We start from the raw sequence: 25458 nt of genomic DNA on the forward strand, positions 1-25458 counted from the left end.
TGCGTTCATATACTGCCGGGCACATAAAGATCCAACCCTTAGCCGCACTTTGCGTGGCCCTTGCAACCGCACTTGGCGGCTGCAGCCAGTTCTCCATGCCCATGGGCAGCAACAATATCGATTCCCCCACTCTTCTGACCGGTTCCATTCCGTCTGCATCGGATGTCGCCTATGCGGACATCAACGAGGACGACCGGTCAGTCATCGCGCAAAACCTTGACACCATTGGCCCGGACCTTGCCGCCGGAAAGCCGACGGACGCCCTTTCGCTGACATGGCTCAATTCGATCAGCGGCAACTCAGGCACCCTGTCGAGCATCAACGCGTCCAACTTCAGCGAGACCGGCTGTCTCGGCTTCAAGACCACCGCGAATACAATCGTCGGCATCAAGCTCTACAGCGGCACAGCCTGCCGTGACGTGACGCAAAAGTTCGCAGTCACCAGTCTGAACGTCGCCGAAGCTTGAACCCGGGCGAAAACCAGCTAAAACCGGAAGGTCCTCAAGTCGCAGGCAGGGTCTGGAATTTTTTCCTATCCATCCCGATATAAAGGACAAGTCCGGTCAAGCATGACCTGCTTCACCTGCACGCTTCGTTCGGTTTGTCGAACAAGGCAGTGCGCGGGTCGGCCTGCCGGAAAATCTTAGGAACCTGGTGAGACGAATGCGTGATCCCTACAGTGTTCTCGGGGTGGCAAAATCTGCCAGCGAGAGCGAAATCAAGAAGGCCTTTCGGAAGCTGGCCAAGAAATACCATCCGGATCAGAACAAGGATGATCCGACGGCGGCGCAGCGTTTTTCCGAAGCAAATCAGGCTTACGAAATTGTCGGCGACAAGGAAAAGCGCGCCAAGTTCGACCGTGGCGAAATCGACGCGGAAGGCAAGCAGCGCTATCAGGCGCATGGTTTCGACGGCTTTTCCGGATATGAAGACTTCGGCGGTGGCGCGCGCACCCACAAGACGTCCGGAGCCGCCGGCGGCAGTTTCGACGACATTCTGAACGACATCTTCGGCAGCTTCGGCGGTGGTCGTGCGCGTGCCGGCGCGGGAGCCGGACCCGGCGGCGGTTTCGGTGCCGGAGCCCGTGCCAAGGCACCACCAAAGACGAAGGGTGCCAATGCGGAACTCGTCGCGCGTGCCTCGCTGGAAGACATCGTCAACTCCGGCAAGACCCAGGTCACGCTTCCAAGTGGCAAGACGGTGAATGTCACCCTGCCCAAAGGCGTGGTCGAAGGCGAAAAGATCCGGCTCAAGGGTCAGGGGCATCCGGGCGAAAACGGCGGCCCCGCCGGCGACGCTCTGGTCGAGATCCGCTTCAAGCCGCACAAGCTTTTCGAAGTGAAAGGATCCGACCTTCACCTTGATCTGCCGCTGACGCTTTATGAAGCCGTTCTGGGTGCGAAAGTGCGCACGCCGACCCTGTCCGGAGCCGTCAACCTGACCATTCCGGCCAATGCCTCCAGCGGCAAGACCATGCGGCTGAAGGGCAAGGGATTGCCGACGAAAACCGGTGGCCACGGCGACCTGCTGGTCAAGCTGCAGATCGTGATGCCGCCGCACAGCGATGACGAGCTGGACACGCTGATGCGGGCCTGGAAGGAAATCACTCCGTATCGCGCTCGCGGTCCGGAATTCGACTAAGCCGTATCCACTTCATCGCGTTGAAACTTTTTTTCGCCCCGTCTGTACCCACAGGCGGGGCGACGTTTTTTTGTGCCCCGATCCGATCCCCTATCTCCACATTTGTCAAAAGCCGGGCCTTGCGTATTTACATAACAAGTTATATATCATGTTATGTAAATGAAGGTCCCCATGAGCGAAGACGTCGTCCGCGCGCTCGGTTATGCCACGCTGGGCAGCCGGCTGAAGCGGATTGGAGAAATTCTGCAGGCACAAACGCAGACCGTTGCCGCCGAGCTTGCCGGCACCGATCTGCCAACGCCGCATAACCCGGTTCTTGCCGCACTTGATCGGCAGGGCCCGCTGAGCATCGGCGATCTGGCCAGGGCCCTTGGCCAGAGCCAGCCGGGCGTTACCCGATTGATCAACAAGATGAAGTCGGATGGCCTTGTCGAGGCTTCCGCCTCCAAGCAAGACCGGCGCGTGACGACAATCGGGCTGACCGCCAAGGGGAAAGCCCTGGTCGCCCATCTGAAAGAGACGCTCTGGCCCGCAATCACCCTGGCCGTTGCCGATGCCTGCAACGATCTGGAAGGCCCTCTGCTCGATCAGCTTGCCGGTCTGGAGGACGCTCTGACTGCCCGGCCGCTTTCCAGCCGCTGCAAGGACACCCCGTTGCAGGCCTGGGACAGCCTGCAAACGCCCCCGGAGGATACAGCATGATCAAGCGCATCTGGCACGGCTGGACAGACCCCGGCATGGCCGCCAGCTACGCCCATATTCTGGAAACGCAGGTGCTTCCGGGCATCGAGGCGAAAGCCATTCCCGGCTATCTCGGGATCGAGGTGCTGCGGCGGGATCTGGAAACCGAGGTGGAATTCATCACCATCATGAGTTTCCGCTCGATTGACGACATCATCGCGTTTCAGGGGCCGAATTACGAACGTTGTTATGTTCCCGATGCCGCCCAAAAAGTCCTGAAGCGGTGGGATCTGATTTCACAACACTATGAGCTCGAAGATGCACGCAGTTATGAATGAACCGAGCCGTGACAGCCTTCTGAAGCGGGTTGTCTGGTCAGCTCTGACCTCCCGGCATGCGCAATTCAGCCAGGGAGGCGACCTTGCCCGCCGTTTCGATCCGGCCATCTCCCCCTTTGCGGCAGCGGCGAACAACTCGCCCGAAGCTCTGGCTGCCCTGGCGGAGCTGATCCAACCAGGTGACGACCGGGCGTTTATACTGCAGGCGGACGACATCGCCCTGCCCCATGATCTTGAGGCGGAGATTACCGCGCTGGGAGTGCTCATGGTGGAAGTTTCCCCGTCAGCAGGCCCATCCCCCTCAACGCCCATCATGCAGCTTGGTGAAGCAGATGTGCCGGACATGGTCGAGCTTGCAACGCTGACAAAACCGGGCCCTTTCACCGCACGAACGCCGGAGCTGGGAACCTTCTTCGGGATCAGACAGGACGGTCGTCTGGCTGCCATGGCTGGCAGCAGGATCAACCTCGACGGCTATACGGAAGTCAGCGGGATCTGCACTCATCCCGATTTCCGAGGCAGAGGCCTGGCGTCCGAACTCTCTCTTCATGTGGCAGACATCATCAGGAGCCGCGGCGACATTCCGTTCCTTCACGCCTACGCGGACAATCATGGAGCAATTGGTCTCTACCGCAAGTTGGGTTTCGAGATATGGCGGGAGGTCAACGTAGCCGTTGTCAGACGCAAATCTCAGGTCGACCCGAACTGATCCCTCACATCGGAAATGCGCCGTTCTCTTTCCTCCTGAAACTGAGCGAGACGTTGGCGCAGATATTTTGAAGCTGACCGGTAATGGCTGGGGCCTGCAGCTTCCGCCCAGCGGCCGGTCGTCCACTTGTTGTTGGAACCTTTCATCGGACCGCCGTAGAGCTCTTCCTCGTCCAGGCTTTCGATCAGCGCAAGCAGTTCGGCGTGATTGCCCTCAAGAAGCGAGCGCACTGATTGCCACGACAGGCCGGATTGTCTCTGCCTCAGATCGGCATTGTATCTGGGCGTCTCGTTCCACTTGTAACCTTTTGCCGGAAACCAGACGGCCCGGCCCGCCAACCCCTCCCGGTACCAGCCGAGGAACAGGTCGATCCAGTGGGCCCTGTGGCCAACGATATCCTTCGGCGAAATACCGTCGGCGTCCTTTTCAAGGCGCAGCATCGCGGGCAGGTCGTCAAGAAGCTGTTGCAGCTTCGAAAACTCTCGCTCGCTTGCGGCCAGCAGCTCTGTCTTGGATGTTGCCGGCATGCCGCTCTCCCATGACCGCCTCATGCGGGATCAGATTGCCTGACGATCCACTCCCGGTGCGCAGATCACCTGTCCTGCCAGCCGTACCACCAGTAGGCGCCCTGAAGATAGAGCTTGCGCAGGGACGGCAGCGGAAACCTGGCGAAGGGACGTCGCAAGGGGACCGGCAGGTCACCCGGCTGGAGCTTGCCCAGCATCAGTCCGGCGACCTTCTCTCCCGAGATGGAGGCCATGGCGATACCGCTGCCGTGCCACCCCATGGCGGCATAGATGCCGTCAAGGCCGGGCACTTCACCGACGAAAGGGGTGAGATTGCGCGCCAGGCATACGTGCCCATACCAGGAATGTTCCGCTTCGACGTCGGCCCAGGCCGGAAACATCTCGTCGAAATCCGCTCTGGCACGCTTGTACATGGCCGCAAGGGACTGTGCGTTTTCGAATATCCCGCCGCGCGTGCCGAACAGGAACCGCCGGTCCGGCAAGAGGCGGAAATAATGCAACAGGTTGCGGGTGTCCGCGGCCATGGTGTCGGTAGTCCAGCCCTGCGCTGCCAGTTCCTCCTCGCTCAACGGACGGGTGACCAGGATGGACGACATCACCGGCAGCGTGCGCCCGTGCAGCCACTTGGGGGCGTCTTCACGCGCGTAGCCATTGCCAGCCAGGAGAACCTTTTTGGTCCGGATGAAACCGTGCTGGGTTTCCAGATGCCAGCGGTCACTGTCCCGGGTGATACCGGTCACCGGTGATTTTGCGAAGATCTTGCCGCCGACGCGGCGCACCTGCTCCGCCAGCGCCTGAACGTAGGCCATGGGATTGAGCGCGAAACCATAAGGCATGTGCATGCCCCCGTGGAATGTCGGCCCGCCATACCCTTCCGCATCCAGGTCCGCCTTGGAAAGAACCCGCGCCTTGATGCCGAAGTTCTCCTTCAGGAAAGCGGCTTCGGCCTGAAACCCGGCGAAATCCTTCGGCCGGTGGGCGAGATAAATCTCGCCCTTGGAATGACGATCGGCGTCAACACCCCAGCCCTCCAGCCGCTGGGCAACAAGATTGACGCCGGCAACCTGATAGGCAACGAAGCGGCGCGCTTCTTCCAGACCGAATTTCTTGATCAGGCGGTGCTCGTCGAGCTTGGTTCCGCCCAGGCAGCAAAACCCGCCATTGCGGCCCGACGCACCGTAGCCGACGTGTTCGGCCTCCAGAACACAGACCGAAACACCAGCCTGCGCGAGCCGCAGCGCAGCGCTCAGCCCGGCAAAGCCTGCGCCGATGATCGCCACATCGAACACCGCGTTGCCGATAAGCTGCCGGTCCAGTTTGACCTGCGGAACGCTGGCTTCCCAGTAACTGCCGATGGTTCGGCGCGTTTCCGTGCGATTCAGCGGCATCTCAAAATCCGAGCCTGTCTCGCAGTGAGAACCAGGTCATGGCCAGCACCAGAAGTGGGAAGCGCAGCCGGTCACCACCGGGGAAAGACGGTATGTCGAGTTTTTCAAAGACATCGAAACGTCCGGCGGTTCCCGTCACGGCTTCCGCCAGAACCTGGCCGCCAAGAGTTGCCATGGCAACGCCGTGGCCTGAATAGCCGCCGGCCGTCAGCATGTTGGGGGCCAGGCGCGCAAAATAGGGCATGCGCTTGGGCGTGATCGCCAGCGTGCCGCCCCAGCCGTAGTCGATGGCCACATCGCCAAGCTGCGGGAAGATCTCCAGCATCGGCTCACGCACGAAGGCCTTGATGTCTTCCGGGAAGCGATAGCCGTAATTCTCGCCGCCGCCGAACAACAGACGGCGATCCGCAGACAGGCGGAAGTAGTTGATCACGAACTTGCTGTCAGCCACAGCGACATTGTTGCGAATGATCTTCTGCGCTTCGTCTTCCGAAAACGGTTCGGTCGCCACGATGAAATTGTTGATCGGCATGACGTGCGCGGCGGTCTGGCGGTCGAGACGGCCAAGATAGCCATTGCAGGCCAGAATGAGGTGATCCGCGCGAACGTCGCCCAGCCCGGTCCTCACCGTGATCCGCTCCGTGCCCTGACCGTCGATGCCGGTAACCTTGGTTTCCTCGAAAATCCTGGCTCCTGCGGCTTCGGCCGCCTGGCCGAGACCAAGCGCGAAATTGAGCGGATGAAGGTGACCTGCCCCGGTATCCAGAGATCCACCGTAATAACGCGGACTGCCAACCTGCTCGCCGATTTCATCAGGTCCGACGAAGCGGATGTCCTCATAACCGTAGACGAGCCTGAGATGCTCGACATAGTCGCGGCTTTCCTCAACAAAACTCTTTCGGTGATCGGCATGCAGTATCCCCGGCGTGTAATCGCAGGCGATCTGGTGTTTCACGATCAGGTCCTTGACCAGCGCCTTGGAATCTTCTGCAAGATCCCACAGCAATCTGGCGTGAGACTTGCCATGGCGCTGTTCCAGGACCGTCTGGTCCATGCGTTGACCGGACCCGACCTGGCCGCCATTGCGGCCCGACGCACCCCATCCGATCCGGTTGGCTTCCAGCAGGATGACATCAACGCCGCGTTCGGCCAGATGCAAGGCGGCAGACAACCCTGTGTAACCGCCGCCGATGACGCAGGCCGTGCAGGTTTGAGAGCCATCCAGCACCGGGTGAGCCGTTTGCCTGTTGGCAGTCGCGGCGTAATAGGAAGGAGGGTGTTGACCTGGCGTGTCATTAGCTGTCAGGAGATCAAGCGAAGTCAGCATGTCGGAAGCCAGGCCCTCTTATCAACATGAATTGCAGTGGCGGGGAGTACAACGCCACATTCCCTTGTTCAGCAGTGGGATTCAAGGTGTAATCAGTCGATAGCAGGCAGGTTTTACCTGATTTTGCAAGCTCTTGAGGATCCCGTAACGTCAGGAAGATCGGTCAGAAGGGTCAGATGACGCAAAAGGAAGGCAAAACTGTGTTTGGTCCCGTAGAACATCCCTGGTTCGATCCACTGTGGCGCAGAATTGTGCTGGTCGCCTTTTGCGCCGGCTGGACCGGCGTGGAATATGTCTACGGCACGACCACCTGGGTCTATATCATGTCGGCCATCACCGCCTACGCGGGATGGGCCTACCTGTTCCACTACAAGGGACCTGACGATCCGAGCCGGGTGACCCGTCAGCGGATGGAAGACGATGAGGGTTGATGCGTCGGACAGGGACGCTGCCAGACAGGGGGAAGGGCTGTTCTTCCGTTTCCTGAAACGCGCTTTGCCCGTACTGATGATGTGCTGGACGGGTGCAGCTACTGCACAGGAAGCCGGGTCAGCCGTCGACGTTCTCAACAAGCGCTGCGTCGTCTGCCATGGCTGCTATGATGCCCCTTGTCAGCTCAAGCTGTCGTCCGCCTCGGGCTGGTTGCGAGGCGCGAGCAAGCAGAAAGTCTATGATTCCTCCCGGCTGGAGGATGCACCGATGACGCGCCTGGGCATCGACGCGAAGTCGGTGCCTGCCTGGCGTGCCAAGGGGTTCTTCAACGTTGCCGGCACACAGGAGGGACCATCCGTTCTGGAACAGTTGCTTCTGGCCGGACGCAAGACTTCGTTCAAACTCGGGGCCCCGCTTCCCGACGGCATCGACATTTCCACGCTGCGGGCCAATACCTGCGCTATGCCCGGCAAGGTGAAGGATTATCTCAAGGAACATCCGCAGGGTGGCATGCCCTTTGCCATGGCACCGCTTGCCGACAGCGAATACGAGACCTTGCTGACCTGGGCTCGGGAGGGAGCGCCTGCCCCGGAGACCGACAAGCGCCTGCCGAAGAGCGTCGATCGGACGGTGCATGCCGTTGAGACTTTCTTCAATCGCAGCGACAAACGATCGAAACTTGTCGCACGATACGTCTACGAGCACCTGTTCCTGGCCCATCTGCATCTGGAAGGCGACGACAAGGACCGGTTCTTCCGGGTGATCCGTTCCAGAACCCCGGCCGGTTCGCCCGCCGATGAAATCGCCACACGCCGCCCCTTCGACGATCCGGGAGGGCCCTTTCATTACAGGCTCATCCCGATTGACGGCACCATCCTGCACAAGGAGCACATGGTCTATGAAATCGGGCCCAAACGGCTCGACCGCTATGCAGACCTGTTTCTGAAAAGCAACTGGGAGATCGAGAGCCTGCCGTCCTATTCAACGGCCGCGGGCGGCAACCCTCTGTCGACGTTCCGCGCTATCCCTGCCCGCAGCCGTTACCAGTTCCTCCTGGACGATGCGCTGTATTTCGTCCGGTCCTTCATCCGCGGCCCCGTCTGCTACGGACAGGTTGCCGTCAACGTGATCGAGGACCGCTTCTGGGTGTCTTTCCTGAATCCGGATGCAGACCTCTCCATTACGGACCCCACATTCCTCGAAACAGCCATCCCAATCCTGGAACTGCCGGTTGCCCAGACCAATGGTAAATTGTCCAAGCGACTGGAAGGGTTCCTGTCGCTGGGTCCGGTCAAATATCAGGAGTTTCGCAAAGGACAGTATGAGCAGAAGTTCAAGGTGGAAGGCGGCCCGGACTATAGCGATATCTGGGATGGCGACGGTACCGAGGCCGATGCCCGCTTGACGGTCTACCGCAACTTCTCCTCCGCGTCGGTGGTAACCGGTTTCGTTGGCGCAATTCCAGAAACAGCCTGGGTTATCGACTTCCCGCTGTTCGAGCGGATCTACTACAATCTGGTTGCCGGGTTCGATGTCTTCGGCAATGTGGAACACCAGTTGACGACGCGGCTCTACATGGACAGCCTGCGCCGGGAGGGGGAGCGGACTTTCCTGTCGTTCATGCCGCCCCAGGTTCGCAAGCCGCTGCACGACAGCTGGTATCAGGGGCCGCTCGTCAATCTTGTCGATCTCTGGAAGGAAAGTGCGCTCGACAGCAAGTCGCCAACGGGCATTCACTTCACCACCAGCCACGCCAAGGCGGAGTTCCTGACCTCCTTGCTGCGTAAACCTGCGGGCCTGTGGGCCGAGCATGATCCCATCAACCGATGCAGCGGAAGCACCTGCGCGGCCGACGACACCCCGGCCGGTCAACTGCGCCCGCTTGTCCAGAAGCCTGCGCCATATGCAAAGTTCCTGGCAGATATCTCGGTGCTTCTCGTGGAGACGGATCGCGACACACAGGTGTTCACCCTTGTGCACGACATGGCCCACAGCAATGTTGCCTTCATCTTCAACGAGGACCTGCGCCGTGAACCGGAGAACGATGGCGTGACGGTCGTTCCCGGCCAGTTCAGCAGCTATCCGAATTTCATGTTCAAAGTGAAAGAGGCCCACCTGCCCGCCTTCGTGGAGACGGTTCGCAAAATCCGCTCTCAGGACGACTATCTCAAACTCGTGGAGCGGTATGGCATCCGCAGAACGGCCCCCACGTTCTGGACCGAGTTCGACCGTATCCAGACCGCCCTGAAAGACCAGGATGAACTTCAGGCGGGCTTGCTTGATCTCAACCGTTACCGGGACCCGAAACCCCTCGATCCGATCGATCGACTGTTCGAGTTCACCTTCTCGCTGGACTAGTCTTGCGACAGGAGCGGGCGGGCTTGCAAATTTCCCCGCTGCCCGAAGGTCTGAGGCCACAATGTCAAAGGACGCATTTGTCGTGGATCCCGTCTGCACATTTCACCCTTCTTAGTTGTCATCCCCGCGAAAGCGGGGATCCAGTAACCCCATGAATTCGTTATAAAATAAATTCCTACCTCACGGAGTACTGGTTTCCCGCTTTCGCGGGAATGACAAATGCGGTGAAGCAGTCGCCCCGGACACCACTTTCGGGCCAGAGGTCCAGGATAAGCCGGAGTTTGTTGCGATCAAGCAGATAAACTGCTCATATCCTTGAACAACTCCCTCACCTCGCCTCACCGCCAAGTTCCCAAAACATCCAGTCGCAGAAGATCTGGGCGTCGGGACCAAGTGCCTGGCGGGGTCCGTCGGTGACGAGATAGTAGCTGTGCCGGCTCTTGATCTTCTTGTCTGAGGACCGGATCAACCGGCCGCTGTCCAGATAAGGCTGGGCGAGCGTTTCCAGGACCAGGGCATGGCCATGGCCGAGAGCGGCCAGTTCCAGGGCCGACAGGGTCTGGTCGACCTGCAGGCCATTGCGCTTGGGCACTGCATGGCCATGGCTCCGGAAGAAGCTCTCCCAGGTATCGATGACGCCCATGATGTCGAGACGGGTTGCCCCTGCCAGCGCTTCGATATCGCGTTTGTCCGGGTCGAGCGCCAAGTCCGGATGGCAGACCGGGATGATCGGGTCGTTCACCAGAAACGACACCACACCGTCAGTCCAGCTGCCGTCGCCGAAGCGGATATCGATGTCGAACAGTTCCGGACTGAGCGTCTCTGCCCAGGAGGCCGAGATCATCTGAAGGTCGACGCCCGGGTGCGCCTCCTGAAACGCGCGCAGCCGCGGGATCATCCAGAGTTGACCGAAGCTGTTGAGACAGCGAAAACGGACCGGTTGTCTGTCGCGTTCACCAAACACCGAAACCGTGGCAATGGACAGGTCGGAAAAGGCCTTCTCGACCGTCGGCAGGTAGGTCTGCCCGAGCCGGGTCAAAACGAGTTCGCGGTGGACGCGGTCGAAGAGCGGATAGCCGAGGAGCTGCTCCAGTTGGCGCACCTGATAGCTGACAGCGGCAGGGGTGATGAGAAGCTCCTCCGCTGCCCGGGTGAAGTTCCCCAGCCGGGCAGCCGCCTCGAATGCGCGCAGCCACGTGAGCGGTGGCAGGCTATAGGCCATTTCGCCGTCCTTTCTTCTCCCGGTGGAACATCTGCCTCCACCTGCCGAAACGAATTCGCACCTGTGTAGACAGACTGCTCCTTCAAATATTTTCGAGGCTATACCAAATATTTTTTCGCTTCAGGATTTTTCGATCCTCACCGACACTTTGTCCAAACAGCAGTCAACCGGCAGCAGAACATGAACAAGGTCGATTACATCATCGTTGGGGCCGGCTCGGCCGGATGTATCCTGGCGGAGCGCCTGAGCGCCGATCCGCAAACCCGTGTCCTTCTTCTGGAAGCCGGCGGGTCCGATGCCTCGCCCTGGGTGACGCTGCCGCTTGGCTACGGCAAGCTGAATTCCGACCCGAAACGCACCTGGCAGTTCATGACCGACCCGGATGAGGGCCTGGGTGGCCGCAGTGTCTACTGGCCGCGCGGCCGGTTGCTGGGGGGATCTGGCTCGATCAACGCGATGGTCTATTGCCGCGGCCTGCCCGGCGATTTCGAAGACTGGGAGGCCTCCGGTGCAAGAGGCTGGGGGTGGGCGAACGTCAAGTCGACTTTCGAACGCCTTGAAACGCGGGTCACCTGCGACGGCGTCAAACAAGGCAATGGCCCAATCCATATCCAGAACGTGTCCGATCAGGTCCACAGGGTGAACCGGCATTTCTTCGCCGCGATCCGTGAGGTCGGGCTGCCGTGGAGCGACGATTTCAATGGCGATGCTCCGGAAGGTGGCGGCATTTACCAGATCAACACCCGGGACGGCCGCCGGTGTTCCTCTGCCCGCGCCTATCTTCGTCCGGCGCTTGCCCGCAAGAATCTGAGCGTTCGTACGCAGGCCCAGGTGGCCCGCATTCTGTTTGACGGAAACAGGGCGACAGGCGTGGAACTCCTGAGTGGGGAAACCCTGTTTGCCGGCCGGGAAGTCATCCTAGCGGCTGGCGCCATCGGCTCGCCGCAACTGCTTCAGGTTTCCGGCATCGGTCCGGGAAAGCTGCTGAGTGAACTTGGCATTCCCGTCATCCACGCCAATGATAATGTCGGCGGCCATCTTCAGGATCATCTGGCTGCGAATTTCACATTTCGTGCCAAGGAACCGACGCTCAACGCGATCCTGCGCCCCCTGCTCGGCCAGGCTCTTTCCGCCATGCGCTATGCGGCAACGCGCAAGGGACCTCTGGCGCTTTCCGTCAACCAGTGCGGCGGCTTTGTGCGCTCGCGGCCGGATCTCAGCCGGCCGGACCAGCAGCTATATTTCAATCCGATCAGCTATCGCTTGCGGCCCTACAAGGACAAGACCCGGCTGACCATCGATCCGTTCAACGGCTTCATCATCTGCGCCCAGCCGGCCCGTCCGACCAGCCGGGGCCGCATCGACATCAAAAGCGCCGATGCCAGTGCCGCGCCCTCGATCCGGCCCAATTCGCTCGCAACAGAGGAAGACCGTCAGACCGTGATCGATGGCGGAAAGCTCTGCCAGAGACTGATGGCAAGCCACGCCTTGAGCGCGCTTGTCGAGCAACCGGTCGCCCCCATCCTTGGCGACCTTGACAGCGACGGACTTCTGTCGGACTTCCGAAGCCGGGCGAGCACCGTCTTCCATCCGGTGTCGACATGCCGCATGGGGGAGAACCGCGAGACCACCGTCGTCAACAGCCGCCTGCAGGTGCATGGGGTTGAAGGCCTGCGCGTTGCCGACGCGTCCGCCTTTCCGAACATCACCTCGGGCAACACCAACGCCCCGACCATGATGCTGGCCCTCAAGGGGGCAGATCTCATCCTGGAAGACCAGAAGCGAGCCCTCTCATGACCGTTCAGGACATTGCCCAAGACTATCTGACCACAGGCAAGCTCGACGCCTTGCCCGACGGGCATTTCATTGCCGGCAAACGCACTCCTGCCTCGAACCGCAAGATGGAAAGCTTCGACCCGGGCCGGGCGGAAGCCTTTGCCGAATTTTCACTCGGGTCCGACAACGATATGGACCAGGCCATTGGGGTCGCCGAGAAAGCGGCCGCACGCTGGCGTCAGGTGACGCCCGCCGAGCGCTGCCGTATCCTCAACGCTGTAGCCCGGGTATTCCGCGAAAATGCCGATCGCCTGGCCGTGATCGAGGTGATCGACAGCGGCAAGACGCTGGCAGAGGCCCAGGGCGACGTTCAGTCCTCCGCGCGCCTCTTCGAATATTATGCAGGTGCCGCCGACAAGCTTGACGGACGGTCGGTCAACCTCGGCCCTGCCTACACCGCCTTCACCGTGCGCGAACCGGTCGGAGTTACGGGGCATATCATTCCCTGGAACTATCCCACCTCGACCTTCGCGCGCGGTGTTGCCCCTGCCCTCGCGGCGGGCTGTTCCGTTGTCGCCAAGCCGGCTGAGACGACGCCCTTCACCGCGCTGATCATGGCCGAACTTCTCTGTGAGGCCGGTGTGCCGGAAGGACTGGTGAATGTGGTCACCGGGCTTGGCAGCGATGTTGGTGCGCAGATGGCCCGCGATCCCCGCATCAAGCAGCTGACCTTCACCGGTTCCGTCACCACCGGCATCAATGTGGCTCAGATGGCCGCGCCGAATGTGACCCGGCTGACACTGGAGCTCGGCGGCAAGTCACCGCTGATCGCTTTTGCCGACGCTGATCCGGAACAGGTCGCCGATGGAGCCTATTGGGCTATCTTTTCGAACTCCGGCCAGATCTGTTCGGCCGGATCTAGGCTGATCCTGCACAAGTCGATCCGCGACGAAGTGCTTTCCATCCTTGCCGAACGTGCGGCCAGGATCAGAACCGGTCATGGCCTCACGGCTCCGGACATGGGCGCCATCAATTCAGAACTTCATCTGGCCCGTATCAAGGCTCATGTAGACGCCGCGAAAGCGCGCGGTGCCAATATTCTCACCGGCGGCGACGTCACCACCGACACGGACACCGGCAAGGGCTGGTTCTTCCAGCCGACGGTGATCGCAGACCTCACGCCGGAAGATCCCGCGGTGAGGGAAGAAATCTTCGGCCCGGTTCTGTCGGTTCAGATGTTCGAGAGCGAAGAAGAAGCCATCGCGCTGGCCAACGGTACCGACTTCGGACTGGTCGCGAGTGTCTATACGAGAGATATTGGCCGGGCGATGCGCGTTTCGGGGGCCATGGATTGCGGACAGGTGTCGGTCAACGACTACTGGGCCGGCGGTCTTGAACTGCCTTTCGGCGGCAACAAGAAGTCAGGCTATGGCCGCGAAAAAGGCTGGGAAGGCCTCGACGCCTATACCAAGGTAAAGTCCATAACGATCAGCAACGCGAGCTAAGCGGACCAACATGAAACTCGACCAAATCGAGACCTTCGTCGTCGAAAACGCCCCGCCGCGCCATGGCGGGCGCTACTTCATCTTCGTCAAGCTGGTGACCGCATGCGGGATCGTCGGCTATGGCGAGATCTACAACGCGACCTTCGGCCCGCATCTGGTTGCCGAAATGGCAAAGGACGTGTTTCAGCGCCAGTTCGAAGGCGAAGACCCGCACCACATCGAGAAGCTTTGGCACAAGACCTATAGCGCCGGTTACACGCAGCGTCCGGATGTCACCGTGATGGGTGTTTTGTCGGGTCTGGAAATGGCCTGCTGGGACATCATAGGCAGGGCAGCCGGCAAGCCGACGTATCAGCTTCTTGGCGGCAAGGTGCATGAGCGCCTGCGCTCCTACACCTACCTCTATCCTTCCGACGGCGATGTCTATCCGGATCCGTCGAAGCCCAATGTCTACAACGACCCGGACATGGCGGCGGAAGCGGCAGTCAAGGCCGTCGATCAGGGCTTTACGGCGGTAAAGTTCGATCCGGCCGGTGCCTATACGATCTACGATGGTCACCAGCCGAGCCTTGATGATCTTGAGCGGTCACAAGCTTTCTGCCGGCAGATCCGCAATGCCGTCGGCACCAGGGCCGACCTTCTTTTCGGCACGCATGGCCAGTTTACCGTGTCGGGAGCAAAGCGCCTTGCCCGCCGGATCGAAGCCTATGATCCACTCTGGTTCGAAGAGCCGATCCCGCCGGAAAAGCCTGAGGACATGGCAGAGGTTGCGCGGTTTACCTCCATCCCAGTCGCGACCGGTGAGCGGCTCTGCACCAAATATGAATTTGCCCGGGTGCTGGAACTTGGTGCGGCTAGCATCCTTCAGATGAACCTCGGACGCGTCGGCGGTCTGCTGGAAGCCAAGAAGATTGCAGCGATGGCGGAATGCCGTTCTGCTCAGATAGCACCGCATCTTTACTGCGGTCCGCTGGTGGCGCTCGCCAACATCCAGCTTGCAACCTGCAGCCCGAATTTCCTGGTGCTGGAATCGATCCGCACCTTCGACGGTTTCTATGCCGAGCTGCTGAAGACGCCGATCCGCTGGGAAGACGGCTATGTCATCCCCTCGGACGAGCCGGGCCTTGGTCACGACCTCAACGAGGACGTCGCCCGGGCGCATCCTTACACCGGCAACGAGCTGCATCTGGGGTTCCAGGAAAGCCCGGCCTTGCCGCTCTAAAAAGCAGTTCGGCCGCAGAGAGAGCACCCTGCGGCCGAAACATCAGTTTTCTTTTCTCAAGCTCAGGCCGCTGTCTTGGCCTTGAACTCGATCCGACGGCGATGCAGGACCGGCTCGGTGTAGCCATTTGGCTGGCTGGTGCCTTCGAACACCAGTTCACAAGCCGCCTGGAAAGCGACCGAACCGTCGAAGTCTGCGGCCATCGGCCGGTACAGCGGGTCGCCCTCATTCTGACCATCGACCACTGCGGCCATACGCTTCATGGTTTCCAGAACCTGCTCCCGGCCGACAACACCATGGTGCAGCCAGTTGGCGATATGCTGCGAGGAAATGCGCAGGGTTGCGCGGTCTTCCATCAGGCCGACATCGTTGATGTCCGGAACCTTGGAGCAGCCGACACCCTGTTCCACCCAGCGCACGACGTATCCCAGAATGCCCTGGGCATTGTTGTCGAGCTCGGCCTGAATGTCTTCAGGTGCCCAGTTGGGGCGCTCGGCAACGGGGATGGAAAGAATGTCTTCCAGCTTGGCGGCGTCACGACTCTTCAGCTCCTTCTGGCGCTCTGTTACCGCCACCTTGTGGTAGTGCAGCGCATGAAGCGTCGCAGCCGTCGGGGACGGAACCCAGGCAGTGTTCGCCCCGGACATCGGATGACCGATCTTCTGCTCCAGCATGGCGTTCATCAGGTCGGGCATGGCCCACATGCCCTTGCCGATCTGGGCATGCCCCGGCAGCCCGCAGGCAAGACCGACATCAACGTTGTTGTTCTCGTAGGCACTGATCCAGGTTGAAGCCTTCATGTCGCCCTTGCGGATCATCGGGCCGGCTTCCATGGAGGTGTGCATTTCATCGCCGGTCCGGTCGAGGAAGCCGGTGTTGATGAAGAACACCCTGTCCTTTGCCTGGCGGATACACTCTTTCAGGTTCACCGTGGTGCGGCGTTCCTCGTCCATGATGCCCATCTTGAGCGTGTTGCGCGCAAGGCCGAGAGCATCTTCCACCCGATTGAAGATCTCGCAGGCAAAGGCCACTTCTTCCGGACCGTGCATCTTCGGCTTGACGATATAGACCGAGCCGGCGCGGCTGTTTAGTTCACGGCCGTTCGGACCGATGTCGTGCAGCGCGATCAGCGAGGTGATCATGCCGTCGAGAAGACCTTCCGGCACCTCGTTGCCGTCCTTGTCGAGCACGGCATCGTTGGTCATCAGGTGGCCGACGTTGCGTATCAGCAGCAGCGAGCGGCCGTGCAGCGACAGCGCGGTTCCGTCAGGTGCCGTGTAATTGCGGTCGCCGTTCATCCGGCGGGTGACGGTCTCTCCACCCTTCTGGAAGGTTTCTTCCAGGTCGCCCTTCATCAGGCCAAGCCAGTTGGTGTAGATGACGACCTTGTCTTCTGCGTCCACCGCAGCGACGGAATCCTCGCAATCCATGATCGTCGACATGGCCGATTCCAGAATGACGTCGGCGATGTGGGCATCATCGGTCTTGCCGATCGGATGTTGCGCATCGATGTTGATTTCCAGATGCAGGCCGTTTCTGACCAGCAACACCTTGTAGGGAGCTGTATTGTCTCCGGAATACCCGGCAAACTGAGAGGCATCGGCAAGGCTCGTGCTTCCGGTCTTGGTGGAAATGACCAGCGCTTCGTCTTCCACGGCGAACCCGGTTACATCGGACCAGCTTCCGTCTGCCAGCGGGGCGGCTTCATCGAGAACCTTGCGCGCATAGGCAATCACCTCTGCGCCGCGCGCCGGATCAAATCCCTTTCCGGCCGGCAAAGAGCCCATTGCATCTGTGCCGTAGAGCGCATCATAGAGAGAGCCCCAACGTGCATTGGCGGCGTTGAGGGCGTAGCGGGCGTTCATCACCGGAACGACAAGCTGCGGACCGGCAACGGTGCCGATTTCCGGATCGATGTTGGCGGTCCCGACGGAAAAGTCCGGTCCTTCCGGCACCAGGTACCCGATCTCCGTCAGGAAAGTCTTGTAACCGTCCATGTCCGGAGTGCCCGGGTTGGCCTTGTGCCAGATGTCGATCTTCTGCTGCAGGCTGTCACGCTTGGCCAGAAGCTCCCGGTTCTTGGGTGCCAGATCGTGAATCAGGCTCGACAGGCTTTTCCAGAAATGTTCCTGCTCGACACCGGTATCCGGAAGAGCTTTTTCATTGATGAAGTCATAAAGAACCCTGGCAACTTGCAATCCATGGGCATCGACGCGGCCTGTCATCTGTCAGCTCCCTAAACGAACTTGAAAATCTGATATTAGCCCGTGTTTTGGGGTCTAAGCACGCAATCGTCAATTGGCGGACCTATTGGATGACTTTTTCCATTTTGGAAAAGATCCAGATCATTATCTCCAACAGTATAAGACGGTATACAAAAAGATTGCTCTTTGCCTCCGCGCGCCAATCCGTTACCGATGGACCTTCATTCCATCTTCCACGCAACGGTTTCCATGTTCTCGCTGGTTAAACGTGTAGGCGACCTGTCCTACGGCAATGCCCTGTTGATGCTGACCCTGACTTCACTGTTCTGGGGCGGCAACACCGTTGCCGGCCGCCTTGCGGTGGGCGAAGTGTCCCCCATGGTGGTGGTGTTCCTGCGCTGGGTAATCGTTGCCGGCATCCTGGTGCCGCTGCAATGGCGGCACATATGTGCGGAATGGCCTCTCATGCGGCCCTATTCCTTCCGCATGGTGCTGATGGCCGTTTTCGGGTTCATCGGGTTCAACACCCTGTTCTACATCGCCGCAACGAAAACCACGGCCGTCAACCTGGGCATTATCCAGGGGTCGGTCCCGATCCTTGTTCTGATCGGTTCCCTGATTGCCTTCGGCACCAGGATCCGGGCCCTGCAGGTGCTCGGCATTCTGATGACGCTTGTCGGGGTGACGCTGATTGCCGCCCAGGGCAGCCTGGACGTGCTGCTGGCGCTTGCCGTCAATCCGGGCGATGGCGTGATGCTGATCGCCTGTGTGCTCTATTCCGGATATACGCTTGCGCTGCGCGACCGGCCTCGGGTTTCGCCACTTGCGTTCTTTGCGGTTCTCTCCGGCATTGCGGCACTCACATCCCTGCCCGGGCTTGGATATGACATTGCCGCCGGCACCGTTCAGTGGCCGTCGTTCCAGGGGTGGCTGGTGGTCCTCTATATCGCGCTCTTTCCGTCCTGCATCGCGCAGATCTTCTTCATGCGCGGTGTCGAACTGATCGGACCGGCCCGCGCGGGGATCTTCATCAACCTCGTGCCGATCTTCGCGGCCATTCTGGCGGTGTCCATCCTCGGAGAACCATTCAAATGGTACCACGGCTCCGCTCTGGCGCTGGTGATCGGCGGCATCTGGCTTTCAGAGCGCAAGGCAGGCTAGGCGAAACAGCATTACGCTGAACTTTTTGGGCCTGTGCCAACGCCCCACTCCGAGACAGCCAGTTCGCGTTTTTGGAATAACATTTTCTATCTGACCGGGATTTCAGTCGTGTTCCGCAGTTTCAAAGATACGCTCCGCACAGTTGTCCTGGCGGCAGCCACCTTGTGTCTTGCCTCAACCGCCGAAGCCGGATTGTTGTCGCGGCTTGCGCGGGAAGCCGGTGATGCCGCGGGTTCCGCAGGCAAACACATCAACACGCCCAAGCACCTTCTCGATGAGGGCGCTTCAATTGCAAAACGGCTTCCCAAGATCTCGGGCGCCGCGTCCATTGCCTTGGTTCCAGCCCCGGGAAACGCCTGGCAGCTTGTTACGCCCGAAGGCAAAAGCCTTCATCTGTCCTCCCTCACTGATCTGCCAGACGCCCTGGATGATGCCGCAAGGCAATCACACCGGCCGTTGGCGGGCGATCTTCCGGGCAAGACAAAGGCCCCCGACGCGCTGCAGCTCGCGGTCCGGGAAGCCGACTTCTTCCAGCTTCGAGACCAGCTGGACAGCCTGCCGCCGAAGGCCCGGCCCGTGATGGTGTTGCCCAACGGCAAAACATACGACCTCAAGCCTGTCCGCCATCCCGGCGGCACGAGGCTGGCGGTCGCGCTTTCGCCGGACGTCCTGATCGATCCGGCAACGGCAAGAGCACTCGACGGAAATATCAGGTTCCTGTCGCGGCCGGTCAAACAGGCGGATCTCAAGATGGCCCGGTTCGACAGTGCCGCGGCGGCGAACGCGGCAGTTCCGGGCGACATGGTAGCCAATCTCAATGCCGACATTCTGGCGTCCAGCCTGGCGAAATATAAAAACAGGACACTCGTCGTGAGTGGCCGCATCACTCCGAACCCGCAAACCGGGCGGACGCAATTGAGCGTGCGCGACGGCAAGTCCGTTCGGGAAATCGACCTCGACGCCTTCCAGGCGGCAGCCGAAAGCCAGCGCGTGAACCTGATGCTTGTCGAGAGTGCCACGCTGGTTCAACCAGGCAAAAGCTGGTTTTCAAAGACCGCGCTTGAAAAACGCTTTGAAGCCGCACAATCTTCAATGACCCAGGCCGACCTTCTGAAGGCTCTGTCGCCACCCAAAAGCACGACTGTGATCAGTGCCGCCGACGAGAGAAACTTCCGGCTGGTAACCGCAACACGTTTCGATGCGGCAGCGAAACCCGCGACCGCCATGGCGGACGTACCGTCGTCGGCCGGAGACGACTACACGCTTGCCGGCTGGCTTCTGGATGCAGGCTTGCGGACAGGCGTCCGGACCATTCACAGCAACAACGAAGACCCCGTTCACACGGACGAAGTCGAAAGCCGCTGGATACCCTGGGTCTCCAACTTCAACCTGTTCGGCTACGCGGTGCTGTCCGCCGTCACGTTGTTTCTCAGCTGGTATCTCTGGCGCTGGTGGAACCGGCTCTGGCACTTCGTTCTCAAGAACAGCGCGGCTGCCGAAGCGCCCTCCCGTTTGCTCAAGGCCATCAAGATCGTTCTCTTCGTGCCGTTTGCACTTGTCATGGCGGTTCCGGCAATGATCTGGCTCTTCGTTGCCGACTGGGTGAGGTTCCTGACGTGGCCCTTCCGCAAAGTATTTGGCCGCTAGGCTTTGGACCCAAGGTCTTTTTCCCTCAATCCTGTGACTATTGCCGGGGGCCGCAAGAATAATTGAAACGCTAATTTGAAATTGCCGCAATCGCGGTGCACCATGAGGGCATGGAAACTCCATTAATTACAGGCGCTTTCGCGCTGCTCCTGATCACGATTTCCCTGCTCCAGCCCCTTGCCCGCCGGCTTGGGCTGGCGCCTAGCGTCTTGCTGGCAACTGTCGGCACGATGATCGGCATTCTGGCGACCTATCTGCGTTATACGGCCGAAACGAATGCCTTTAATGCGATTGCGGACGTCTTCATAAATCCCCCGCTGGATTCGGAGATGATCCTCTATATTTTCCTGCCAATCCTGCTGTTTCAAACCGCGCTCACGCTGGAAGTCCGACGGATCATCGAGGATATTGCCCCGATCCTGCTGATGGCAGTCGTCGCCGTTTTTGTTGCAACGGCCTTTATCGGGTTTGCGCTCTATCCGCTGGCGACACTGTTTTCGCTCACGGATATCACGCTGATCGCCTGCCTTCTGCTTGGCTCCATCGTTGCGACCACGGACCCGGTGGCCGTCGTCGCCATCTTCCGGGACATCGGCGCGCCCGCGCGCCTCGGGCGCATCGTGGAAGGCGAAAGCCTGCTGAACGACGCTGCGGCCATCGTGATCTTCGTCATCCTGCTGCACATGCTGACGGGTCACGAGACGATGACCATCGGAGAAACCGCGATTGCCTTCAGCCGGTCCTTTGCCGGCGGCATCATTGTCGGTGCGCTGCTTGGCCGGATCGCGGTTTCGCTGCTGCCGGTCATGCGCGACATTCCGCTGGCACAGGTGACGCTGAGCCTGGCTCTGCCCTATGGCACCTATGTGCTCAGCGATCAGTTTGCCGATGTTTCCGCGGTCGTTGCGGTGGTTTGCGCCGGAACGGTGTTCAACCTTTACGGCCCGGCGCGCATCCAGCCGGCAAGCTGGCAGTTTCTCCATGCGGTCTGGGAGCAGATCTCCTTCTGGGCTGCTTCGCTCATCTTCCTCTTGTCCGCCATCCTGATCCCGCGTTTCGTTGAGGGCTTTACACCCATCGATATCCTGTTGCTGTTTGTGGTCATCGTCGCGGCGCTGGCGGCGCGTGCCGTCGTCATCTTCGGACTGCTGCCGGTGCTCAGCGTGTTCCGAATGGGACAGGCGGTCAACAACCGCTACAAGACGGTGATCCTGTGGGGCGGCATGCGCGGCGCCGTCACGCTGACACTGGCGCTCAGCGTATCCGAGCACGCGATGCTGTCGGATGAAGTGTCGGTCTTCGTCACAAAGCTGGCAACGGGCTTCGTGCTGTTTACACTGCTCGTCTATGGCACCAGTCTGAAGCCATTGATCAGGCTGCTCGGCCTCGACAAGCTGAACGCCCGCGACGAGGCCTTGCGCACGCAGTATCTCGCCCTGGCGCTGTCAGACGTGCGGCAGGAGGTGGAAACCGCCGCCCGCAACTATCACATTGCACCGCGCGTCACGGACGAGGTTCTGAAGGATTACGAAACCCGTGCGGCGGCAGCAGCGGCGGAAACCAACAAGCTGGAAGAACTCAAGGACTGGGACCGTGTCCGCATCGGCCTGATCGCGCTCGCCGACCGGGAACAGCAGCTTGTGCTGGAGCACTTCCACGACAAGACCATATCCGGCCGATCCGTTTCGCGCTTCCTCGCCATGACGGGGCGAACCGGAGACCTGACGCGATCCGATGGCCGGTCCGGTTATAACCAGGCCGCGCGGCAGCCGCTCAAATTCGGCCTCGGGTTCCGACTGGCGCAGGCTCTGCAGCGGCGGCTCCGCATCGCCCGGCCACTGGCCATCCGCCTTGCCGACCGGTTCGAATTCCTGCTCGTCTACAGGATCCTCGCCGACGAACTTGTGGACTTCAACAACCGGCGCATACGGCCCCTGCTCGGTGACCGCGTTGCCGACATTCTTCAGGACACGCTGGCAAACCGGCAGGACGAAACCCTTGCCGCCATCGATGCGCTGCGCCTGCAGTATCCGGACTACGCCGATGCCCTCGAAGGGCAGTTCCTGCGCAAGGCCGGTGTGCGGCTGGAAGAAACGGCCTATGACGAAGCCAAGGAGCAGATGCTGATCGGCACCGAGCTGCATCGCGAACTCCTGCGCGAGGCCGAGCGGACCCGGAAGGCCTGCCACACACGGCCGAAGCTCGATCTTGGCCTGAAGACCCGCGAACTCGTCAGCGCGCATCCGCTCTTCGCCGACCTTACCCGCAAACAGCAAAAGGCCATCCGGCGAATGATGCGCCCGCAATTCGCGACGCCGGGCGAGAAACTGATCCGCAAGGGCGACCGCGGTGATGCCGCCTATTTCATTGCATCAGGCGCCGTTGAAGTGCGCGCGCCCAGTCACAACATCCGCCTTGGCCGTGGTGACGTGTTCGGCGAAATTGCCCTGATGACCGGCGGCCGCCGCAGTGCTGACGTGGTCGCGCTCGGCTATTGCCAGTTGCTGAGCCTCAGAGCGCAGGATTTCAAGGCGCTTCTGGGTGAAAACGAGGATCTGCGTAATCACGTCGCCATGCTGACCAAACGGCGTCAGTTGATGAACATGGACGAAGGCGAAGCGGAAATGGAAGATCCTGTCTTCCCCATTTTCTCGGAGATCAGAACCAGCACAAAGTCCGACGAAGCCCCTGCCCCGGAGAAAATCCAGACAGAGCAGGACGCAAACGAAACGGAAGCCGAAGTCTTTACCTTCGACGGGGATGACGCGCAAAACGATCCGTCTCTCAGGGAAAAGCTGGACGCTTCTGAGACCGTCACCGTAACTGCGGAAGAGACACCCCTGCCGGAAAGTGATCAACCCGGCAAAGCCGACGCCAACGAAGGCATGGCTGAGGTGGAGAACAAGAGCGCGAGCGACACCGGGTCTGCTAATGCGGAAACGGATAAGAGCGACGCAGGAGGGCAGCAGCCAGCTTCGGCACCTTCTGGCGCAGCCTCGTCGCCGCATGAAGCCAAGACGGAACAGACTGAAGAAGAGCCCGCCAAGAGCAAGCCGAAGGAAACTCAAAAGCCGAACGCCAAGACCCACGAAACGGCATAGACCCGCTTATGACGGGACCTTGCCGCAGGGGCCAAACCCCTGCGGCGATGACGGGAAGTGTTACCCGGCTTTCTGGATTTCCACCGAATGCGGATAGGGAATGGAGATGCCGCCGGCATCGAAGGCTTCCTTCACCGATTTCAGCATGTGAAATTTCAGCTCCCAATAGTCGCTGGCGTTGCACCAGAGCCTGACACCGAGATCAACCGAACTGTCACCGAGGTTGGTCAAACGGACCCAGGGTTCGGGATCCTTGTGCACCCGCTCGTCCGCATTGGCGACATCAAGGATGATCTGCACCGCCTTGTCGATGTCGTCGTCATAGTCGATGCCGAAGGTCAGATCGAGACGACGTGTGGAATGGGCCGAGAAATTGGTCACCACCGTGCCCCAGGCCTTCCCGTTCGGCATGATGATCTGGACATTGTCCGGCGTCACGAGCTCGGTGACGAAGATGTTGAGATCCTTCACCGTGCCGGACGTCCCGCCGATATCGACATACTGGCCTATCTTGTAGGGACGGAAGATGATCAGCATGACACCGGCTGCGATGTCGCTCAGCGTGCCCTGCAACGCCAGACCAACGGCCAGCGTGCCGGCGCCGAGAACCGCGACCAGACTGGTTGCCTGAATGCCGAAAAGCTGCAGAACCGCGATAACGGTGACGAGCAGAACCAGCCAGCGGACGATCGATGCCGCGAAGCTGCCGATGGTATCGTCAATCCGCGGGTGGGCCACAATGCGTTTCTTGACGATGCTCGACAGGAAGCCCGCCAGAAACCAGCCGATCACCAAAACGATGACGGCTTTCACCGCGTTGATGATCAGTGGCGTATAGACACTCACCTGGTCGATTGCACTTTCCATAGGTTCCCTCCGGCCTTCTGCAGTCACTTGATTATGTGGAAGTACTACCAGCAGATTTTGGGACTGGCCAGCAACGCCCCCGGAGATTGCCGCTCGTTTCCGGTTCAGCCGGCGATAATCAATTTTCCAGTGGCTGCCCCTCGACATAAACCCGGCGGATCTGAAGATCTTCGGACAGCAGCAGGATGTCGGCACGTTTCCCGCATTCCAGACTACCCACGTCAGTGGAGATGCCGGTCCGTTCCGCCGGGGTCAGGCTAGCCATACGGATCACTTCATAAAGAGGTGCCCGCGTTGCCCGCGCCATTGTCCGGACCATGTGGTCCATACCATGCATTGAGCTGGCCAAGTCACCGTCGCGACCGCGCACGGTCGTTCCGTCACTGATCACAAGTGTTCCGGATGCAGCCGGTCCAAAACGATATTCTCCAGCGGGACAGTCCAGCGCACGGTTTGCGTCAGTCACCAGGCAAAGCCGCTTTGGGCCGATCATTCCTTGGGCGAAGGCAAGCAGATCGTCCGACAGGTGGTAACCATCGGCAATCACCTCGGTACTCATCTCTTTGTTTGCCAGAACGAACTGTTCCATGCCGGCTCGCATCGGTGTGCCGAAGCGTTTCCTCAGCGAGGCGACAGAGCTCATCGCGCACCAGAAATGGTCGACGTGTCGCACCCCGTCGAGAAAAGCGGTTTCCATTTCCTGCCAGCTGGCGTTGGAATGACCGCAGGTCAGGAAACATCCCGAGGACGCGGCGAAACGGTAGAAGAGGTCTGCTCCGGGAAGCTCTGCCGCACAGGTGGCAATCCGGACGATTTCCCTGGCCAGGAAATGTTCATATTCGTCCCGTACCGGATCGCGCCGTCCTTCAGGCGCATGTACTCCGACCTTGTCCCGGGCAAAATAAGGCCCGTAAAAATGAACTCCGGCAATCCGTGCCCCTTTGGGCGGGCTCCAGCTGGCCTGCACCTGCTCGCAGGCGGTGACCATGGCTTCCAGCTCTGCCCGACTGCCGGTGGTGGTTGTCGGGAACAGCGTGGTGGTCCCGTGCCGAGCGTGAGACCGATTGACAGCGATGACGGCCTCGGGAGTACCGTCCATGTAGTCGGCACCTGCGCCGCCATGAACATGAATATCGACGTATCCCGGTGCGACGAAATCGGCCTCGATCACAGGTCCGTCCTGGATGGGGTTGTCCGGCCCGACATGCTCGATCCGGCCCTTGCGGCAGACCGCATACCCCTGTTCCAGGATACTGTCCGGAAGAACGATATTCCCCTTGAACACGATTTAACCGTCCATGACGCCAAGATCTCCCTTCTATTGCTGAATTTTGCCAGCAACTTGCATTGCA

Annotated in this window: 20 protein-coding genes; 13 read left to right on the forward strand and 7 right to left on the reverse strand. The window is 60.2% G+C overall.

Features of this window, described 5'->3' with window-relative positions:
• Window positions 1-53 precede the first annotated feature (53 nt).
• The 5 genes from V1T76_RS01640 (at window position 54) to V1T76_RS01660 (ending at window position 3369) form a co-directional block, all read left to right on the forward strand.
• Window positions 54-467, forward strand: coding sequence for an RT0821/Lpp0805 family surface protein (locus V1T76_RS01640; RefSeq protein ID WP_330558877.1), 414 nt, complete (start codon window positions 54-56; stop codon window positions 465-467).
• Window positions 468-663: 196 nt separating this feature from the next.
• Window positions 664-1641, forward strand: a complete 978-nt coding sequence (locus V1T76_RS01645; protein ID WP_330558878.1) for a J domain-containing protein — start codon at window positions 664-666, stop codon at window positions 1639-1641.
• A gap of 171 nt (window positions 1642-1812) precedes the next feature.
• Entirely contained in the window at window positions 1813-2343 is a 531-nt protein-coding gene (locus V1T76_RS01650) for a MarR family winged helix-turn-helix transcriptional regulator (RefSeq protein ID WP_330558879.1), read from the forward strand.
• A complete protein-coding gene (locus V1T76_RS01655) occupies window positions 2340-2660 on the forward strand; it encodes an antibiotic biosynthesis monooxygenase family protein (RefSeq protein ID WP_330558880.1) in 321 nt (106 codons plus the stop codon). The genes V1T76_RS01650 and V1T76_RS01655 overlap by 4 nt, the downstream gene beginning before the upstream one ends.
• Window positions 2641-3369 (forward strand): GNAT family N-acetyltransferase, encoded by a 729-nt coding sequence (locus V1T76_RS01660; RefSeq protein ID WP_330558881.1) that lies wholly within the window; start codon window positions 2641-2643, stop codon window positions 3367-3369. The genes V1T76_RS01655 and V1T76_RS01660 overlap by 20 nt, the downstream gene beginning before the upstream one ends.
• Here the strand turns inward: V1T76_RS01660 and V1T76_RS01665 are convergent.
• The 3 genes from V1T76_RS01665 to V1T76_RS01675 all read right to left on the reverse strand — a co-directional run bounded on the left by V1T76_RS01665 (window position 3351) and on the right by V1T76_RS01675 (window position 6611).
• A complete protein-coding gene (locus V1T76_RS01665; RefSeq protein ID WP_330558882.1) occupies window positions 3351-3896 on the reverse strand; it encodes a ClbS/DfsB family four-helix bundle protein in 546 nt (181 codons plus the stop codon). The two genes, V1T76_RS01660 and V1T76_RS01665, sit on opposite strands and share 19 nt — an antisense overlap.
• Before the next feature lie 65 nt (window positions 3897-3961).
• A complete protein-coding gene (locus V1T76_RS01670) occupies window positions 3962-5284 on the reverse strand; it encodes an NAD(P)/FAD-dependent oxidoreductase (RefSeq protein WP_330558883.1) in 1323 nt (440 codons plus the stop codon).
• Between the two features lies 1 nt (window position 5285).
• Window positions 5286-6611 (reverse strand): NAD(P)/FAD-dependent oxidoreductase, encoded by a 1326-nt coding sequence (locus V1T76_RS01675; protein ID WP_330558884.1) that lies wholly within the window; start codon window positions 6609-6611, stop codon window positions 5286-5288.
• Window positions 6612-6787: 176 nt separating this feature from the next.
• Between V1T76_RS01675 and V1T76_RS01680 the strand changes: the two genes are divergently transcribed.
• Window positions 6788-7042, forward strand: coding sequence for a hypothetical protein (locus V1T76_RS01680; protein ID WP_330558885.1), 255 nt, complete (start codon window positions 6788-6790; stop codon window positions 7040-7042).
• Window positions 7032-9401, forward strand: a complete 2370-nt coding sequence (locus tag V1T76_RS01685) for a fatty acid cis/trans isomerase (RefSeq protein ID WP_330558886.1) — start codon at window positions 7032-7034, stop codon at window positions 9399-9401. Before V1T76_RS01680 ends, V1T76_RS01685 begins: the two co-directional genes overlap by 11 nt.
• Window positions 9402-9729: 328 nt before the next feature.
• Here the strand turns inward: V1T76_RS01685 and V1T76_RS01690 are convergent, their stop codons facing one another.
• Window positions 9730-10623, reverse strand: coding sequence for a LysR substrate-binding domain-containing protein (locus tag V1T76_RS01690; RefSeq protein WP_330558887.1), 894 nt, complete (start codon window positions 10621-10623; stop codon window positions 9730-9732).
• 180 nt (window positions 10624-10803) lie between these two features.
• Between V1T76_RS01690 and V1T76_RS01695 the strand changes: the two genes are divergently transcribed.
• Genes V1T76_RS01695 through V1T76_RS01705 form a run of 3 tightly spaced genes read left to right on the forward strand, consistent with a single transcriptional unit; the run spans window position 10804 to window position 15126 of the window.
• The gene (locus V1T76_RS01695) at window positions 10804-12420 is read left to right on the forward strand and encodes a GMC family oxidoreductase (protein ID WP_330558888.1); all 1617 of its coding nucleotides are present in this window, start codon (window positions 10804-10806) and stop codon (window positions 12418-12420) included.
• Window positions 12417-13904: an aldehyde dehydrogenase family protein gene (locus V1T76_RS01700; RefSeq protein ID WP_330558889.1), complete on the forward strand. Its 1488-nt coding sequence runs from the start codon at window positions 12417-12419 to the stop codon at window positions 13902-13904. The genes V1T76_RS01695 and V1T76_RS01700 overlap by 4 nt, the downstream gene beginning before the upstream one ends.
• A gap of 10 nt (window positions 13905-13914) precedes the next feature.
• A complete protein-coding gene (locus V1T76_RS01705) occupies window positions 13915-15126 on the forward strand; it encodes a mandelate racemase/muconate lactonizing enzyme family protein (RefSeq protein ID WP_330558890.1) in 1212 nt (403 codons plus the stop codon).
• A gap of 62 nt (window positions 15127-15188) precedes the next feature.
• On the opposite strand, the gene V1T76_RS01710 is transcribed toward V1T76_RS01705, so the two are convergent.
• Window positions 15189-17351: a malate synthase G gene (locus V1T76_RS01710; RefSeq protein WP_330558891.1), complete on the reverse strand. Its 2163-nt coding sequence runs from the start codon at window positions 17349-17351 to the stop codon at window positions 15189-15191.
• A gap of 192 nt (window positions 17352-17543) precedes the next feature.
• Here V1T76_RS01710 and V1T76_RS01715 point away from each other — a divergent pair, with 192 nt between their 5' ends.
• The 3 genes from V1T76_RS01715 (at window position 17544) to V1T76_RS01725 (ending at window position 23239) form a co-directional block, all read left to right on the forward strand.
• Window positions 17544-18491 (forward strand): DMT family transporter, encoded by a 948-nt coding sequence (locus tag V1T76_RS01715; RefSeq protein ID WP_330558892.1) that lies wholly within the window; start codon window positions 17544-17546, stop codon window positions 18489-18491.
• Window positions 18492-18599: 108 nt separating this feature from the next.
• Window positions 18600-20138, forward strand: coding sequence for a hypothetical protein (locus tag V1T76_RS01720; RefSeq protein ID WP_330558893.1), 1539 nt, complete (start codon window positions 18600-18602; stop codon window positions 20136-20138).
• Between the two features lie 110 nt (window positions 20139-20248).
• Window positions 20249-23239, forward strand: coding sequence for a cation:proton antiporter (locus tag V1T76_RS01725; protein WP_330558894.1), 2991 nt, complete (start codon window positions 20249-20251; stop codon window positions 23237-23239).
• Window positions 23240-23299: 60 nt separating this feature from the next.
• Here the strand turns inward: V1T76_RS01725 and V1T76_RS01730 are convergent, their stop codons facing one another.
• Window positions 23300-24106, reverse strand: a complete 807-nt coding sequence (locus tag V1T76_RS01730) for a mechanosensitive ion channel family protein (RefSeq protein WP_330558895.1) — start codon at window positions 24104-24106, stop codon at window positions 23300-23302.
• A gap of 118 nt (window positions 24107-24224) precedes the next feature.
• Window positions 24225-25391: an amidohydrolase family protein gene (locus V1T76_RS01735; protein WP_330558896.1), complete on the reverse strand. Its 1167-nt coding sequence runs from the start codon at window positions 25389-25391 to the stop codon at window positions 24225-24227.
• Window positions 25392-25458: the final 67 nt, after the last annotated feature.

Origin of the sequence: Roseibium sp. FZY0029, from assembly GCF_036350355.1 — a bacterium.
Taxonomy (GTDB): Bacteria; Pseudomonadota; Alphaproteobacteria; order Rhizobiales; family Stappiaceae; genus Roseibium.